Below are 15,543 nucleotides of genomic sequence, written 5' to 3' on the forward strand. Positions count from 1 at the left end.
GCATGAAAAGGCTGCAGTGCTGCCCCTGTAACTCGAAATAATCGAGTTACAGCATGAAAAAGCAGCCTCGCTGCCCCTGTAACTCGAAATAATCGAGTTACGGCATGAAAAGGCTGCAGTGCTGCCTCTGTAACTCGAAATAATCGAGTTACGGCATGAAAAGGCTGCAGTGCCGCCTCTGTAACTCGAAATAATCGAGTTACGGCATGAAAAAGCAGCCTCGCTGCTCCTGTAACTCGAAATAATCGAGTTACGGCATGAAAAGGCTGCAGTGCTGCCCCTGTAACTCGAAATATTCGAGTTACGGCATGAAAAGGCTGCAGTGCCGCCTCTGTAACTCGAAATAATCGAGTTACAGCATGAAAAGGCTGCAGTGCTGCCTCTGTAACTCGAAATAATCGAGTTACGGCATGAAAAAGCAGCACCGCTGCCCCTGTAACTCGAAATAATCGAGTTACGGCATGAAAAAGCAGCACCGCTGCCCCTGTAACTCGAAATAATCGAGTTACAGCATGAAAAAGCAGCACCGCTGCCCCTGTAACTCGAAATAATCGAGTTACGGCATGAAAAGGCTGCAGTGCTGCCTCTGTAACTCGAAATAAGAGACTGTCGATTAAATTTGGAATTAATCGACAGTCTCGTTTTTCCAGTTAATGAAGTTCTCACCTAGTCCTGCAACGCCGCGTGCGTCCCCGCCATATATCCCGTCGAGAAGGCTGCCGTAATATTATATCCGCCGGTGTATCCATGGATATCGAGGATCTCTCCACAGAAGTAGAGACCTTGAACCAGCTTGGATTGCATCGTGCTCGGATCTACTTCTTTGAGCGTGACACCGCCGCCTGTGACGAAAGCTTCCTCCAAGGAAAGCGTCCCTTTGACAATGACGGGGAATGCTTTCATAAGTTTACATAGTTCCAGCCACTTCATCTTCGGAATGTTGTCGTACGTCAGCAGCTCGTCCAGCTCCGATTTCGCAAGCAACAGTGGAATGAGCCGCTCGGAGAGCAGGGACTTGAGCACGTTTTTGATCGCTTTCTTCGCATCGCTTCGAGCGAGCGCCATGCTCTCGTTGTACACCTCGTCGGTGCTGAGATCAGGGAACAAATCCACCGTGACGAGCACTTCCTTGCGCTCGGATTTGTTCAGTTCCTTCACGACGAACTGGCTGCAGCGCAGCGCGATCGGCCCTGACAAGCCGAAGTGGGTGAACAGCATATCGCCGCGATGCGCGATAATCGGCTTCCCCTTCGCGTTCAGGACACTGAGCGTCACGTCGCGCAAGGACAGTCCTTGCAGCTCGCGGCTGCGGATGAAAGCCTCCTTCGAGGTTAACGGAACCTCAGTCGGAAACAGCGGCGTAATCGTATGGCCGCCCGCCTCAGCCCACGCATAACCGTCTCCCGTGGAGCCGGTGTGCGGCACCGAACATCCGCCGGAGGCGACGATCACTGCGCGGCTGTGGATCGTCTCTCCGCCTTGCAGCTGAACGCCGCTTATGCGGTCGTTCGCGTACAATACCTTTTTGACCGGACTGTTGGTCCGGATCTCCACACCCTGGCGCCGCACTTGGCCGATTAACGCGTCTACAACGGTTTTGGCCTTGTCGCTGATGGGAAACATCCGACCATTGTCCTCTTCTTTGAGGTGGATGCCGAGATTTTCAAAGAAAGCGATAATATCCTTATTCCCAAAATGGGTCAATGCGCTATAAAGGAATCGCCCGTTGCCGGGGATATGCTTGATCAATTCATCCATGTCTTTGTTGTTCGTCACATTACATCTGCCGCCGCCAGAAATGCCTAGCTTACGTCCCAGCTTATCTCCTTTATCGACGAGCAGCACTTTTGCGCCGTCTCTGCTCGCGGCAATACCAGCCATGAGGCCAGCAGAACCGCCGCCAATTACGATTACATCATATGTCATTCCCTAAAGCCCCTGCCTCGCGTATTTTCTATATCATAGCATGGTAGGAGCTAGATATCCAAAAGATACACACAGTACGTGGATAACTTGTTGATAAAATGTCCATATATGTGGGTAAGTTACACGTTGATTGTGGACAAAATACGGAATAATGTGGATAACATCCACTTTTTTCTAATTTCATCCACAGGCGATCGTCATCGGTCATGCACCATCAACAGGCAAATTGCTGTCGCTGAAATGGAAATGATCCACCTGCAGGTCCAGCCAACGGTGTCCAAGGGAGGCTTCTCTTCCATAGTAGTGAAGCTCCTCTTGTTTAGAAAGCACAATAGCTTCACAGGCTGTACTGCGTTTGGCAAGCAGGGAAAGCCCAGCCTCTAGTCCGAGTGAGCATAATAGTCGCGCCCATACGTGGCATTCCACGAGATCTTGACCAGCCACGGAGCATTGCAGCACATCGCTGCTGCCTGCAACATGCCCTTTTTCCATCGGGCTGTACGTAGAGAGCCCGCCTTCCACCATGACAACCGCCCCTAGCTTGGTCTCGGTGTGCCATGGATTTTGAATGCCAATCCGCCATGGCTTCTGCCGTGGGCTGGATTGTCCCCATACTGTGACATCACTGTCGGCTAGCATGAGCCCTTGTGGAAACGAAAAAGTTTTCTTCATATAATCTGTCAAACGTTTCAATGACCAGCTTTTCTCGATTCCTTGCAAATGAATATGCGTGTGCTTTGGCAAAGTCACGGATTTGGTTAACGGATTAACCTTCCAACCCTGCGCGGCAGGTACGGATATAACCTGTGAGGCTTCTTCCTCTTTATATAGAAGAGGCGCGTAATTGCCATCGGTGATGGCTTGATACATTTCGGCGAGGAAAAGCACCTCTAGCATGGTATTGGAAACAAGGCAGGTTTCTCCGGCCAATGTATTTAAAAGGTTAATTTCACTGTCAGCGAGCCCTGGGCTAAAACGCCTTTCCTCACGCCCAAACCATTCACGCCCGATTTCTTGAATGCGCAGCTGCTGCCGCTCTTCACAGGGGAGTAAGAGCTCAATGGCGGAGTCCAACGTTTGAAAATGAAAAGGGAGGAAGGTGTTTGTTGTCATTGTCATCAGGAATTCCTCTTTTCTGTCGTATCCTGTATTCTATGGCATCAGTATAAAAGGCGTAACTGAGATTCAAATGATCGTTAGCTGAAAAAGCGCTGAAGATTTGGCAACTCGCCATTATTTTTTGCAACTTTCAGCTAGCATTCAGCCGCCGCTCAGATTGCTTTTAGGCAGGATATGGGATACTGATTGTAGAAGTCGTGTATGAATGATATCCGGGGGAGACGATACACATGCGTCAGTTAAAAGGGATTAAAATTTTACTCGTCGACGACGAGCCGCATATCTTAGAATTTCTAGAACTAGGACTTACGAATGAGGGCTTTGAAGTTATGACTGCACAGGATGGCATTAGTGCAATCACAGCTTGTAATAAATTTCAGCCGCACATTGCGATTTTGGATGTTATGATGCCGGGGATGGATGGTTTTGAGGTTTGCCGCATGATCAAAAAAACGGACAACATCGCCGTTATTATGCTGACTGCCAAAGATGAAATCGATGATCGGGTGAAAGGGCTCACGCTTGGAGCCGATGATTACATGATCAAACCGTTTAGCTTTGAGGAGCTGCTGGCGCGGATCTATGCGCGGATTCGGAACCATTTTCCAAACCTATTCGGGGAAGTTGTGATTGGGCCTCTTCGCATGGATGATCGCCGCAAAGAGATAAGTATGCATGATCGGATCTTAGAGCTGTCGCCAACGGAATATGAGTTGCTGAAATTTATGGCAATTAACCATGGCCTCGTGCTAAGTAAGACGATGATTTTGGATAAAGTGTGGGGCTATGATTTTGGCGGTGAAGAAAATATTGTAGAAGTGTACATACGCTCCCTGCGCGAAAAGCTTGGAGATAAGGAGCATAAGCTGATTCGCACGATTCGCGGAGCGGGCTATCGGATGGATTTGGCATGAAGGCGCGCGGTTGGTTAGCCAAAGTTGCGGAGACTCGGTCCTTAAAGTTCCAAATATTATCTCGTACGCTATTGGTCATGTCCGCGCTCTTGTTGCTAATCGGTGTGTTTCAATATGTGTTCATGCAGCAGTTTATGTATCAAAATAAAGCAGAAACGATTCGGAATCAGCTAGCGGCGCTCCCGCCTAACGTCTGGCTTCGGGCTGAGCAAGGGCCAGATAAGGGAACAAGTCCGTTCCTCCCTAAGCAGGATTTTATGCGAAACAATCGGCAAGATGGTTTTGGTGAAGGACCGCGGATTTTTGTGCCGGATTTAACGATTGCACTCATTGATGACAAAGGGACCTATAAACTTATTTCCTCTCAGGATGAACAGTCGACTTTGGAGCTTGCCAAGGAAGAGTATTTGGACATCCTGCAAAAGAGGGCGAAGAAGCAGGACCATCTGATCATGAAAGACAGCAAGGGGAATGAACAGTTAGTCGTCTTCCATCAAATTGGAGGAGGAGAACCGGAACGTCCCCGCGGCTATCAAGCGCTTATTCAAGCAAGTACAAGCACAGGTCCTATTAAAGATGTCCTTTTGAGGCAGCTGCTTACATTCTTATTTCTATCCATGCTTGCCATGGTGATTGGTTTGCTGGGATTCTTGCCAGTATTACGGCGGACGCTTGTGCCACTATCTAATTTGGTGGATACGGTGAAGCGTATCGATTCGGGTAACTTGAATGAACGCTTCCCTGATCATCAGGGGCAGGCGGAGATGGATCGCTTGGCTACTTCATTCAACAGTATGTTAGAGCGATTGGAATTTTCATTTGAGGCGGAAAAGGAAGCGAAGGAGCAGATGCGCCGTTTTGCTGCGGATGCTTCGCATGAGCTACGCACGCCGTTGACGTCCATTCATGGCTTCCTGGAGGTATTGCTGCGAGGAGCGTATCAACAGCCTGAACCGCTGCTGAAAGCGTTGAAAAGCATGCACGGCGAATCGGTGCGCATTAATAAATTAGTCGAGGACCTGCTGCTGCTGGCGCGGTTGGATCGAACGCCTGCCTTCCAGAAGTCGGAGGTAGCGATGGACGACGTGCTGCATGAGATGGAGCATCAGCTGCGTCTGCTCGCAGGAGAGCGAACCGTTACGTTTCGCTTGGAGCCGGAGACACTTTGTCAGTGTGATCCCGATAAAATCAAGCAAGTCATCCTCAACTTGTTCCACAATGCTGTTCAGCATACACATCCTGAAAGCGGAGAGGTACGACTGTCCCTGACGCGAACGGACATGGGCGTGGAAATCGCTGTTCACGATAATGGACCTGGGATAGCGCCAGAGCATATTGCGCATTTGTTTGATCGGTTTTACCGCATCGATTCCTCGCGTGCGCGGCGCAGCGGGGGAGCTGGCTTGGGCCTATCCATAACTCGCGCCATCGTGGAGCTGCATGGCGGCATGATCGGTGTGGAGAGCGCAGTCGGCGAGGGAAGTACGTTTATCGTGCGATTGCCGCGATAACTGGGATTGGACGGAAGTGCGAGGGAAAGGCTGGCGTGGATGCGCCAGCTTTTTGTGCTTCAACAGCTAAGAGATGAGCTTGCGACTGCGCGGGCGGAGTGCCCATGAGGCCATGACGAGGGCTAGAAACACCAATGGCTGTGCAGCGAGTGTAAGGCTGTCGCCATTCAGAATATGCGAAGCCGCTGCGCCGGACAGTTCAAAGAAAAAGCCAGCGTATGCCCATTCTTTTAGCCGCGGAAAGCGAGGAATCAGGATTGCGATGACAGCCATCAGCTTCCAGAAGCCCAGAATGGTTAATACGTACTCGGGATAACCGAGATCGGCTAGCGTAGCGATTTGCTGCTCACCATGCGTGAGGAAGAAAAAGCCGCCAATGACGAAGCTTGCAGGTCCTAGAATAGTTGTCACCCAGTAAGCGATGAGTTTGTTGCGTTCTTTCCGATAAGACATCATCATCGTCCCCTTTATTCGAAATTGTGCTCGTTATTCCTTATTCTACCACGAAAATATGAAAAACGAACACCAGTACGTAAAAATTTAACCCGTTATTTTCCAAGCCATTTTCAGCCAATTCTCAGAAAGCTCTCAACCAACCTTCAGTTTATACTCAGATGGGTTTCAGGTAAGGGGCCTATACTAGGTTTTGTAAGGGAAACACAATCACACAAATCTAAAGTTGAGGTGGAATCATAATTATGAAAAAAATCAGCAAAAAAATTCTCGCAGGTTCACTAGTCGCATCTTTTGTCATCGGAGTTGGCTTCGTAGGAGCCCTACATAATGAAGCGTTCGCAGCTACAGTCGGCAATTCCACAAGTACAGCATCTCCTAAAGCAGGTCAGGGTGGCAAAGGCTTTGGCGATAAAGGCCGTGGTCAAATGGGAGAGCGCGGTGGCTTCCGTGGCGGCAATGTCATTAAACAAACGGCTACAATTCTAGGCGTTGAAGAAAGTGCTGTTCAAGAAGCACTTAAGGCTGATAAAACATTAGCAGCTTTTGCTGTTGAAAAAGGACTAACAAAGGAAGATTACTTGTCCAAGCTCGTAGCAGCAGAAACAGCTAACCTTACAGCTGAAGTAACGGCTGGAAAGCTGACGCAAGAGAAGGCTGATGAGATCATTAAAGGCTTGAGCGACCAATTAACGAAGCAAATTGATAGCACGGGCTTCAAAGGCGGTTTCTCAGGCGGTGATAAAGGCCGTGGACAAATGGGGAATCGTGGTGGCTTCCATGGCGGTAACGTAATCAAAGAAACAGCAACAATCCTTGGCGTTGAAGAAAGTGCTGTGCAAGAAGCGCTTAAAGCTGATCAAACATTAGCAGCTTTTGCCGTTGAAAAAGGACTAACAAAGGAAGATTACTTGTCTAAGCTCGTGGCAGCAGAAACAGCTAACCTTACAGCTGAAGTAACCGCTGGCAAGCTGACGCAAGAGAAGGCGGATGAGATCATTAAGGGCTTGAGCGACCAGTTAACGAAGCAAATTGATAGCACGGGCTTCAAAGGTGGTTTCCCAGGAGGTAAAGGTGGCCCAGCAGGTCCAGGAGGCCCTGGCGGCTTCGGTATCGGACCGATCGGCAATCCAGAGCTTCTCACAACTATTCTGGGTATTACGCAAGATGAGTTGAGAACAGAGCTGGAGTCCGGCAAATCCCTTGTAGATATCGCAACAGCGAAGGGGATTAGTGAAGATGATTTAATTAGTAAAATCAAGGACGGCATGACGGATGCCATCAAGAAGGCTGTAGAGGAAAAAGGTACAGCACCTAAACGCCCTGAAGGTGGCGAAGGTCGTCCAGATCGCAATGCCTCCAAACAATCAACAACACAATCCTCGACAGCTACAAACTAAGGGGAAGTCATAGGAAGCTGCTCACAATGTGAGCGGCTTTTTGTGCTTGAGGTAGAAGTGTAGGAGGAGATTGGGTGGGAGGGTGCTCTTCGAGTAGCTATGTAGGAGATTCGCCAAATAACAACTGGAAAACATGCAGTTAATTTCGAATGAATTCTCATTTTCATACTACTAGCTGTAAAAAGTACAGCTAATTCAGAACTATTAGGTCAAAATCGTCCGAAAGTAAGGAAATAGATGTAGATTTTCCATTTAATATCCAAAATTGAAGGGAAACCAGAAAATTAGATGGAGTTTTTCCAGTTATCGGGCCGTCGGGCGACGGATGGGGGGGAGTATTGGCGTTGCAGTCGCGAACGGAGGCAGCCTCGGCTGTATCAGTATCAGTATCAGTCGTAGTAGCACCAGCAACTGCAGAGGTCGAGTTTCAGCATCAGCAGTCGCGAACAGAAGCACTCGTTGATGAGTGCCAGACAGCAATGCAACTCGTCCCCATTTTCAGCAAACGTTCAGCTTCCGTTCAACTCACTTTCAGCCTACGCTCAGACAGGTTTCAGTCGCCCCTAGTAGACTACATCATGTGAAGATTGTACGACCTAGGCAATGAGTGTCTGGGTAAACCGTGAGAGGGGTTATGACGGATGAAAGTAGGCAGTAAGAAAAGGTGGCTCATTGTAGCCCTAGCGGCCATCCTATGTGGGGCAGGTACTTATTATTATGTACATAGTAAGGCGAAGCCAGCGGCAGCGGCGACGCAACAAACAACAATGAAAGTGACCAAAGGAGCTATCTCCATGGCTGTCTCGGGTACCTCGCAATTGGACGCTAAGGATAAACAAAACATTGTGATTCCGATTGAGGGGATCATCAAAACCATGAATTTAACCCAGAATCAAGCTGTCAAAAAAGGCGATGTGCTCGTCGAGCTTTCTGTCCCGTCAACGGAAACGAATCTCAAGGAAGCACAAGTGAGCTTACAGCAGTTAGAGAGTGATCTAAGCGAGCTCCAGTCTGAGCAAGGAAACATGAGCGTATCCGCTCCGATGTCGGGCAAGATTACGTTGAATGCTAATTTTGATGTTGGCAGTCAAGTGAATAAAACGACAAAGATCGGTACGATTTCAGATACAACGCAGTTTAAGGTGAAGTTGCCATTCTCGCTGCAAGAGGCTGTGCAATTGAAAAAAGGCGATCCCGTGGAGCTGAGTGTGGATGGGTACTTATTATCCAAAGTTGGAACGGTGGATACAATTGGCCATGAAATTAGCGCAGACGCAAATGGGAATAAAGTGGTGCTTGTTGATGTACTGGTCGATAATGATGGCACGCTTTCGGCTGGACTAAAAGTCAAAGGCAGCATTGGCAGCGGCGCTGCCAAAGTGGAGTCTTCCGATCAGGCTGCGCTCGCCTATGTGCGTACGGCTTCGATTTTCTCTGAGGCCAGCGGTACGGTGAAAACGTTGAAGTTCAAAGATGGCGATACGATTAAACAAGGCGATCTCATCGTGACCCTTTTTAACGACGACCTCCAAAAGAATATTGTCGCCAAACAATCCGCGATTGATAGCCAGAAAATCCGTGTCAGCGATGCCCAGCAAAAGATAGATCAATTAACGATCAAAGCACCGTTTGATGGCGTGTTCTCGGCGGATTTTGCCAATAGTAAAAATAATGTCCTACGCAATTATCCAGTTGGCGCGCAAATTAATGCGAACACAACACTTGGCGCAGTAGCAAGCTTAAGCACGATGCAGCTCGCAATCGCAGTGGATGAGCTCGATCTAACCAGCGTGAAAGTAGGACAGAGGGTTAACGTCAAGGTAGATGCCATTGCAGGGAAGACGTTCACAGGTGAAGTGACTTCCGTCTCCAATGTGGGGACGACGACGAACGGTGTTACGACCTATGATGCGGTTGTGGCGATTCCGAATACAGCACAGAATGATTTGAAATATGCCATGACGGCGACGGCTGAAATCCTCATCCAAGATAAGAAGGATATTCTCGTCCTTCCAATTCAAGTGGTGACGACAACAAGAGGCAAGTCGACGGTTACGGTGAAGAAGGCCGATGGTACTACGGAAGAGCGGGAGTTAAAAGTAGGTATTCGAAGCAAAACACAAGTTGAAGTGCTTGATGGGGTAAAAGAAGGCGAAGAGGTTGTCATGCCGGTGCGCAGAGCGACAACGACGAATCAACAACAGCAAGGCTTCCCTGGTGGTGCGGGTGGTTTCCAAGGCGGAGCAGGCGGATTCCCGGGTGGAGGCGCTGGTGGAGCAGGCGGCGGTGGTTTCCAAGGTGGCGGAGCAGGTGGCGGTGGTGGCGGCGGCCGACAATAAGGAGCAAACCTCGCTCGGAAAGGAGCTAATGGGATGAATATCATTGAGCTAAATGAAATAACGAAGAGCTACACTCGTGGGGCTGAGGAATTGCAGATTTTGCGTGGCATTACGCTGCATATTGCGGAAGGCGATTTTGTTGCCATTATTGGTCCCAGCGGATCGGGGAAATCGACGTTGATGAATACGATCGGGCTGCTCGACAGCCCTTCATCAGGATCTTATACATTGGATGGCGTAGCGACAGAAAAAATGTCAGACAACGGGCTTGCTTCACTGCGCAATCGGAAGATCGGTTTTATTTTTCAACAGTTTAACCTGTTGCCTAGGCTGACAGCGATGGAGAACGTGGAGTTGCCGATGATTTATGCGGGTATTCCTCCCAAGCAACGGAAAGAACAGGCGAAAAAGATGCTGGCGAAGCTAGGGATGGGAGAACGCGGACATCACAAGCCGAGTGAGCTTTCAGGCGGACAGCAGCAGCGGGTTGCGATCGCGCGAGCGTTGGCCATCTCCCCTTCGCTCATTCTTGCGGATGAACCGACAGGTGCCTTGGATTCGAAGACGGGCATCGAGGTACTTGAGTTAATCAAAGAGTTAAATCAACAGGGGAATACAATCGTATTAATCACCCATGATCATCACATTGCAGATAACGCGAAGCGCGTAGTGGCATTGCGAGATGGTGAAATCGTCAGCGATATCCGCAATGATGCTTGGTCGGTTGAAGTGCCTAAGCTAGAGGAGGCGCATTCATGAGAATTTGGGAACTCTTCCAGATGGCGATGGCTACGATTCGTTCCAATCCGCTTCGAACCATTTTGACGATGCTGGGCGTTATTATTGGGGTTGCATCCGTGATCACGCTTGTGTCGATCGGTCAGGGGACATCCAAAGCCATCGAGAAGCAATATGAAGGACTGGGAACGAATCTCCTGACGGTCAATTTGATGGGGAACGGGCGAGCGACACAGTTGAATTACGATGAGTTCATGACCCTGGAGGGCACAGCGGGTATCTCGTCAATTGCGCCAACGATGACGCAGAATAGCAGCATTAAGTTTGACCGCACAACGGAGAGCTACAATGTGATCGGAACGAATGACCGTTATTTGGAGCTGCAAAAAGGGAAGATGGCCAGCGGACGTTTCCTTGCTCAGGCAGATTTGGATTTTCGCAATCATGTTGCGGTTATCGGGAGTGAAGTGGCTGCGAAGTTTTTTGGCAAGGAAGATCCGATCGACGAAGAAATTAATGTGAAAGGCTACATGTACACGATTATCGGTGTTCTTCAAACGAAAGGCTCCAATACGAGCGGAACTTCGTTAGATAGCTCCGTGTTGGTGCCGCTGCCGACGATGAGCCGAGATTTCAAATTGGGTAATATCCGGACAGCTTACGTGGAAGCATCCTCAGGCGACATGGTGTCACGTGCGCAGCTCGCTGTAGAAGCTTATTTATATCAGAAGTTTAAAAGTACGACAGGCTACAATATTTTGAACTCATCTGAGCTCATTAGCGCAAGACAAACGGCGTCTAGCACGCTGACCAACCAATTGGTTGCTGTCGCTGCGATTTCCTTGCTCGTAGGCGGAATCGGAATTATGAATATTATGCTCGTCACCGTGAGTGAGCGAACAAGGGAGATCGGTATTCGGAAGTCGATTGGGGCGAAGCGGAGAAATATTTTGCTGCAATTCTTAGTGGAAGCGACATTGATTAGTGGGATGGGTGGACTAATTGGCTTAGTGGCAGGGGTCGCCTTGTCACTGGCCTGGCCGTATATCAACCCAAGCCAAGAGACGAGTCTATCGATCAACGTGGGTCTTTACGCATTTTTATTCTCAGCACTTGTTGGAGTCATTTTCGGTTTATATCCAGCCAATAAAGCATCGAAATTAAAACCTATCGACGCTCTGCGTTACGATTAGGCAACAGGAGGTTTGTACCATGATTCGTCAACTAACATCAATCTCAATGAAACAAACAAGCCTGGCCGTGCTGCTGACAGGAAGCTTAATGGCTGCCTCATGGGCAGCTCCAGCCCCTTCCGCACATGCTGCTAATGAGGGCGTTTTTATCTCGAAGGACTCTTATTTTATGCTAAATAAAGCGACACTTTCGTCGTCATCCTTGCAATTTTCAGTGCTGTTCCATAATGGGGAAGGTCAGACGCTTGATTTTAACAAGTATGGCGTACGCGTAACAGATGGTGCTGGTCATAGCTATACAGCTAATCTGAGTGAGAAGAAGAGCGGCCTTGTGAGTGGCGGAAAAGAAGAGAGCTTTCGATTCTACGCAAATTTACCTGCTGGTGAAAACGCTGCTGATCTGCAAGTCGATGTATTCCGCTGGGATTACAATAAATCAGATTTCATGAATCATCTCGGTGAGCTGCCGGTGTCCTCTGTCATTCAAGATGGGCAGCAGGAAGCGCCTGAGGAAATCATTAGCTTACGCACGCTAGACAGCACACTCGCGAGTGATGCGTCCCTTGCCTTTCAGCTAGGCCAGAGCGTACGTGTGACGGAGAATGGCAAATGGTACATGTATACACAGGTAGCAGCGAAAAACCTAGGAGCTAGCAGTGTGAAGGTGCCAGCAAATCTGCTCGTACGCCTAGTGGATGCTAACGGCTTGAAATACACGGGGTCGGTTGCGAGTGGGGCGGATACGGCTATTTTGCCGAATCAGTCCGATACGTTGACACTTAAAACACTCATATCCAAAGGTATGCCGACTAGCGGATTAAATCTGGAGTATTATTACTTAAATCAAACGGAAGATGTCTCCTTGGGGACCATGAGCATGAATTCGTCGCTGAATACGGTAGCCTTGGGTACGAAAACAAGCTATGCTGGGCAGCAAGATGGTGAAAATGTAACAGCGAAAGGAAGCTCCTCTACCTATTCGATTCAAGCGGATGGTGTCCACGTTCAGACTGTGGTTACACTGAGCAATGATGGGGAAGTCGTCGCACCTGTGCCTTCATTGACGGCCTCCTACCAGTTTGGTGACTCCGGTTCATCTGTGTCATCGTCAGATAATAGTGCGCGCAACGGATTTTTGGCGCCGAAGGAGACGGCGACCTATTACTTCAATGCGACATTGCCAACGGGCGTGGATCCAAATACGACACAGCTCGTGCTGTGGCAGAAAGCTTCTGCGAGCACGGGCAGCACAGCGGGAAGCGGCGGGACGACCGGTACTACGGGAAGTGGGACAACTGGTAATACTGGAAGTGGATCAACGACGGGTAACAGTGCAGGAACGACTGGAAGCGGGTCAACGACGGGAAGCGGATCAACGACAACAACAGGGCAACAGCCTGTGGCTGTGTTCCTGCTCAAAGGTGCGAGTGAAGCCCAAAACGGCTTTACCACAGCGGTCGACTACGAGCTTGGGACCAAGCTTGTGCTGGGCAGCAGTGTCGTGAACCCTAATCTCGATGTATCACTCGTTGAGCTACATGCGCATGAGAATGATGATCTCGGCTACAAAACTGCGATTGCCAAATACAAAATCACCAACAACGGCACGAGCACACTCGCGCTGCCTGAGCTTCAGAATGAGCTCATTGATAATAAAGGCAACGCCTACACGGGCTCTCGTCAAAGTGCGGCCGCTGCACAAATCACGCCAGGCAGTTCTTATGTAGTTAGCTATTCCTATTTACTGCCTAATAAGGGTGCGGATGATGATCAATCTTTTGCGCTGAATGTGTATGACAATAAGTCCGTATCTGAAGGAAGTGTGTCCGCAGGGACATTCAAAGTTGCTATGCAGGAAGCAGAGACAGGCGATACCATTGCGATCTATCCATTCTCGCTTACCATCAATGACAGCTCAATTGGATGGACGTATAGCGGCGGAACTTATTCGTATGTGCTCAGTTTAGACATGGATATTACTCACGAGGATCAAGTTATTGTGGATTCGAACTTCTCGGGTATCCAATTCGAGATGGTTGATTCCCTAGGTCGTATTGTTGGTACACAAGATGCTGCTCTAATGGGCACGGCTAAATTAACGAGCGGCAGCCAAAAGGTCACCATATCTGGCTTGAAAAACGAGCAAGTGAGTTCCGGCATCGTCGTCAATATGTACGAAGTGATCAACACGCCGAATGGTACAGCGAAGCGTCTGTTGAAGCAATTTAAGTAAAAGAGAACAGCCTAACCCCGGTTTTATTGGGGTGGGCTGTTTTTGCGTTGAGGAAGGGGCTGTGGAGAGGGAAGCGGGAATGTTGGGTAAGGAGAGTGCTGGGGGCAATAGGCAGGATTAGCCCACTTAAATCAGCTCATTTGGCTCTAAAACGTTCATTAGTTTGATTATGCCGAACTATTTGGCCCTTTATTGGTGTGATGGCTGTATATGGCTAGTTTAGGTGGGGGAAATCGAACTACAGCTGGTGAGTAGTGCTATAATTTGAAATTAAGTTGGCAAAATCGGACTACCGCTAGTGGAACAGAACAGCACCAGCATTGGCTATAAGAAAGAGACCGTTCCTATCTGGAAGGGTCTCTTTGCATAGAAGACGGATAATGTTCGATCGTCCTACTTCACGTCATACCCCTTGGCGATGGATGGCTCAATCCATCGCTTTTCAGTATGCTCGCGGCGCAGAATGACGACGCGTTCCGGGAAGACGTCGACGATCAAGCTCTGGCTGAGCGACTGTGTCTCGGGCTCGTTCTTCGCGCTCCATACTTCGCGGATGGAGGCGCTGGAAGCGGCAAGAAACTTCAGCTGCTTCACTTGGCTGGTCGTTTCAACGTTCCAGTGGGTGTGCCCACTGAACAATATGACGTTCGGGTGCGCGTCCAGCAGCGCACGCAGTTCCTTGTGCTGGACGACGCCCAGCTCCAGATCCGTGCCATCCAGCGTGCTAGGCAGCGGCTGATGGAGGAACACAAACACGGGCTTGCTGGCATCCGCCGAGCCCGCCGCCGTGAGCCGCTCGCGCAGCCAGCTGAGCTGCGCGGGAGAGAGATACGCATCCTCGCCGATGGATGCGTCAACGTCCCTGTACGCTTCCCCGCTAAGGAATAGGAAGCGGTAGCCCTCCACGACAAGCTCGTGATACGGCTTGTCGTAACCCATCATGCGGTCGAATAACGCGACCGCATCGCGACTCTTCCACGAAGGATTCATCTTCGCGTAATCCATTTTGCCATCCGGCTTGCGCCACACGCCGTAGTAGTCGTGATTGCCCATGGTCGCCTGCACAGGGGCATGGGGCTGGCGGCTAAGCAGCGCCAATAAGCTGCGATAATCGCTCTCACTGCCATTCGTGAGATCACCGTTCAAGACAAGCAGCTTGCTGTCTGGGCGCAGCTCATGGTGATCCGCGAGCGCTTGCCGCAGAAGCAGCTGAGAAGAGGAATCCGACGATATGATATGAACGTCGCTCATCACCGAGAAGGAAAACAACGGCGCAGCGGTTTGCGATTCGGCTTGTGTGGCAGCAGGCTGTGCCTCTGTTTGTGCAGTTGCGGTTTGCGGTTCCGCTTGTGCAGTGGTTTGTGGCTCAGCTTGTCCAGCAGCGGTTTGCGACGCCATTTGCACAGCAGCATGCTGGGATGCGCGAGTAGACTTTATTCCTTCCCCTACAGGGTTAAGCAATGCTAACCCCAACAAAACAACCAAACTACTCCGTATGATGATAGATAGAAACATAGAAACCCTACCTTCCAATAAGTGTGTCGTTATGCGCTTTTTCTTTTCTATGTCTTTAACCAGCTCTTCTTTTATTCAACCAATTCTTGACCCTTGATCTTGACCTCGATCGGCTCCCACCCCACGCCCTACTGGTATTCCCCTGCAAAAAAGAAATTATTTAACTACCCAAATTTTGTAATTCGCTTGACTTCAATGTTAT

12 protein-coding genes and 1 pseudogene are annotated in these 15,543 nt (G+C 49.5%); 8 read left to right on the forward strand and 5 right to left on the reverse strand.

Annotation, left to right across the window (positions count from 1 at the left end; all coding sequences use genetic code 11):
* From AC58QT_RS31710 to AC58QT_RS31720, 3 genes and pseudogenes are all read right to left on the reverse strand, one after another.
* Nucleotides 1–527: pseudogene (locus AC58QT_RS31710) on the reverse strand (hypothetical protein); the annotation flags it as partial.
* 139 nt (nt 528–666) lie between these two features.
* Nucleotides 667–1,926: a BaiN/RdsA family NAD(P)/FAD-dependent oxidoreductase gene (locus tag AC58QT_RS31715; RefSeq protein ID WP_497412502.1), complete on the reverse strand. Its 1,260-nt coding sequence runs from the start codon at nt 1,924–1,926 to the stop codon at nt 667–669.
* 204 nt (nt 1,927–2,130) lie between these two features.
* Nucleotides 2,131–3,045, reverse strand: a complete 915-nt coding sequence (locus AC58QT_RS31720) for an FAD:protein FMN transferase (protein ID WP_497412503.1) — start codon at nt 3,043–3,045, stop codon at nt 2,131–2,133.
* 230 nt (nt 3,046–3,275) lie between these two features.
* Here AC58QT_RS31720 and AC58QT_RS31725 point away from each other — a divergent pair, with 230 nt between their 5' ends.
* Together AC58QT_RS31725 and AC58QT_RS31730 are read left to right on the forward strand one after the other, a co-directional pair.
* Nucleotides 3,276–3,959, forward strand: a complete 684-nt coding sequence (locus AC58QT_RS31725; protein ID WP_310501792.1) for a response regulator transcription factor — start codon at nt 3,276–3,278, stop codon at nt 3,957–3,959.
* Nucleotides 3,956–5,470, forward strand: a complete 1,515-nt coding sequence (locus tag AC58QT_RS31730) for a sensor histidine kinase (RefSeq protein WP_497412504.1) — start codon at nt 3,956–3,958, stop codon at nt 5,468–5,470. The genes AC58QT_RS31725 and AC58QT_RS31730 overlap by 4 nt, the downstream gene beginning before the upstream one ends.
* Nucleotides 5,471–5,536: 66 nt before the next feature.
* On the opposite strand, the gene AC58QT_RS31735 is transcribed toward AC58QT_RS31730, so the two are convergent.
* Nucleotides 5,537–5,923, reverse strand: coding sequence for a DoxX family protein (locus AC58QT_RS31735; protein ID WP_497287517.1), 387 nt, complete (start codon nt 5,921–5,923; stop codon nt 5,537–5,539).
* Between the two features lie 245 nt (nt 5,924–6,168).
* Here AC58QT_RS31735 and AC58QT_RS31740 point away from each other — a divergent pair, with 245 nt between their 5' ends.
* From AC58QT_RS31740 to AC58QT_RS31765, 6 genes are all read left to right on the forward strand, one after another.
* Nucleotides 6,169–7,323: a hypothetical protein gene (locus tag AC58QT_RS31740; RefSeq protein WP_497412505.1), complete on the forward strand. Its 1,155-nt coding sequence runs from the start codon at nt 6,169–6,171 to the stop codon at nt 7,321–7,323.
* Nucleotides 7,324–7,667: 344 nt separating this feature from the next.
* Nucleotides 7,668–7,907 carry a hypothetical protein gene (locus AC58QT_RS31745; protein WP_497412506.1) on the forward strand — a complete coding sequence of 80 codons (240 nt, stop codon included), beginning with the start codon at nt 7,668–7,670 and terminating at the stop codon, nt 7,905–7,907.
* A gap of 57 nt (nt 7,908–7,964) precedes the next feature.
* Nucleotides 7,965–9,662 (forward strand): permuted SH3 domain-containing protein, encoded by a 1,698-nt coding sequence (locus AC58QT_RS31750; protein ID WP_497412507.1) that lies wholly within the window; start codon nt 7,965–7,967, stop codon nt 9,660–9,662.
* A 33-nt stretch (nt 9,663–9,695) separates the two neighbouring features.
* Nucleotides 9,696–10,421 carry an ABC transporter ATP-binding protein gene (locus AC58QT_RS31755; RefSeq protein ID WP_497287513.1) on the forward strand — a complete coding sequence of 242 codons (726 nt, stop codon included), beginning with the start codon at nt 9,696–9,698 and terminating at the stop codon, nt 10,419–10,421.
* Nucleotides 10,418–11,593 carry an ABC transporter permease gene (locus AC58QT_RS31760; RefSeq protein ID WP_497412508.1) on the forward strand — a complete coding sequence of 392 codons (1,176 nt, stop codon included), beginning with the start codon at nt 10,418–10,420 and terminating at the stop codon, nt 11,591–11,593. The genes AC58QT_RS31755 and AC58QT_RS31760 overlap by 4 nt, the downstream gene beginning before the upstream one ends.
* Before the next feature lie 19 nt (nt 11,594–11,612).
* Complete coding sequence (locus AC58QT_RS31765) at nt 11,613–13,826, forward strand: hypothetical protein (protein WP_497412509.1); 2,214 nt, start codon at nt 11,613–11,615, stop codon at nt 13,824–13,826.
* Between the two features lie 393 nt (nt 13,827–14,219).
* On the opposite strand, the gene AC58QT_RS31770 is transcribed toward AC58QT_RS31765, so the two are convergent.
* A complete protein-coding gene (locus tag AC58QT_RS31770) occupies nt 14,220–15,224 on the reverse strand; it encodes a metallophosphoesterase family protein (RefSeq protein ID WP_497412510.1) in 1,005 nt (334 codons plus the stop codon).
* Between the last annotated feature and the right edge of the window lie 319 nt (nt 15,225–15,543).

The organism is Paenibacillus sp. J31R109 (genome assembly GCF_059692055.1).

What these genes read in the sequence shown, in the direction of transcription:
- AC58QT_RS31715 (WP_497412502.1), bottom strand. Translation starts at nt 1,926, where the DNA reads ATGACATATGATGTAATCGTAATTGGCGGCGGTTCTGCTGGCCTCATG.
- AC58QT_RS31720 (WP_497412503.1), bottom strand. Translation starts at nt 3,045, where the DNA reads ATGACAATGACAACAAACACCTTCCTCCCTTTTCATTTTCAAACGTTG.
- AC58QT_RS31725 (WP_310501792.1), top strand. Translation starts at nt 3,276, where the DNA reads ATGCGTCAGTTAAAAGGGATTAAAATTTTACTCGTCGACGACGAGCCG.
- AC58QT_RS31730 (WP_497412504.1), top strand. Translation starts at nt 3,956, where the DNA reads ATGAAGGCGCGCGGTTGGTTAGCCAAAGTTGCGGAGACTCGGTCCTTA.
- AC58QT_RS31735 (WP_497287517.1), bottom strand. Translation starts at nt 5,923, where the DNA reads ATGTCTTATCGGAAAGAACGCAACAAACTCATCGCTTACTGGGTGACA.
- AC58QT_RS31740 (WP_497412505.1), top strand. Translation starts at nt 6,169, where the DNA reads ATGAAAAAAATCAGCAAAAAAATTCTCGCAGGTTCACTAGTCGCATCT.
- AC58QT_RS31750 (WP_497412507.1), top strand. Translation starts at nt 7,965, where the DNA reads ATGAAAGTAGGCAGTAAGAAAAGGTGGCTCATTGTAGCCCTAGCGGCC.
- AC58QT_RS31755 (WP_497287513.1), top strand. Translation starts at nt 9,696, where the DNA reads ATGAATATCATTGAGCTAAATGAAATAACGAAGAGCTACACTCGTGGG.
- AC58QT_RS31760 (WP_497412508.1), top strand. Translation starts at nt 10,418, where the DNA reads ATGAGAATTTGGGAACTCTTCCAGATGGCGATGGCTACGATTCGTTCC.
- AC58QT_RS31765 (WP_497412509.1), top strand. Translation starts at nt 11,613, where the DNA reads ATGATTCGTCAACTAACATCAATCTCAATGAAACAAACAAGCCTGGCC.
- AC58QT_RS31770 (WP_497412510.1), bottom strand. Translation starts at nt 15,224, where the DNA reads ATGGCGTCGCAAACCGCTGCTGGACAAGCTGAGCCACAAACCACTGCA.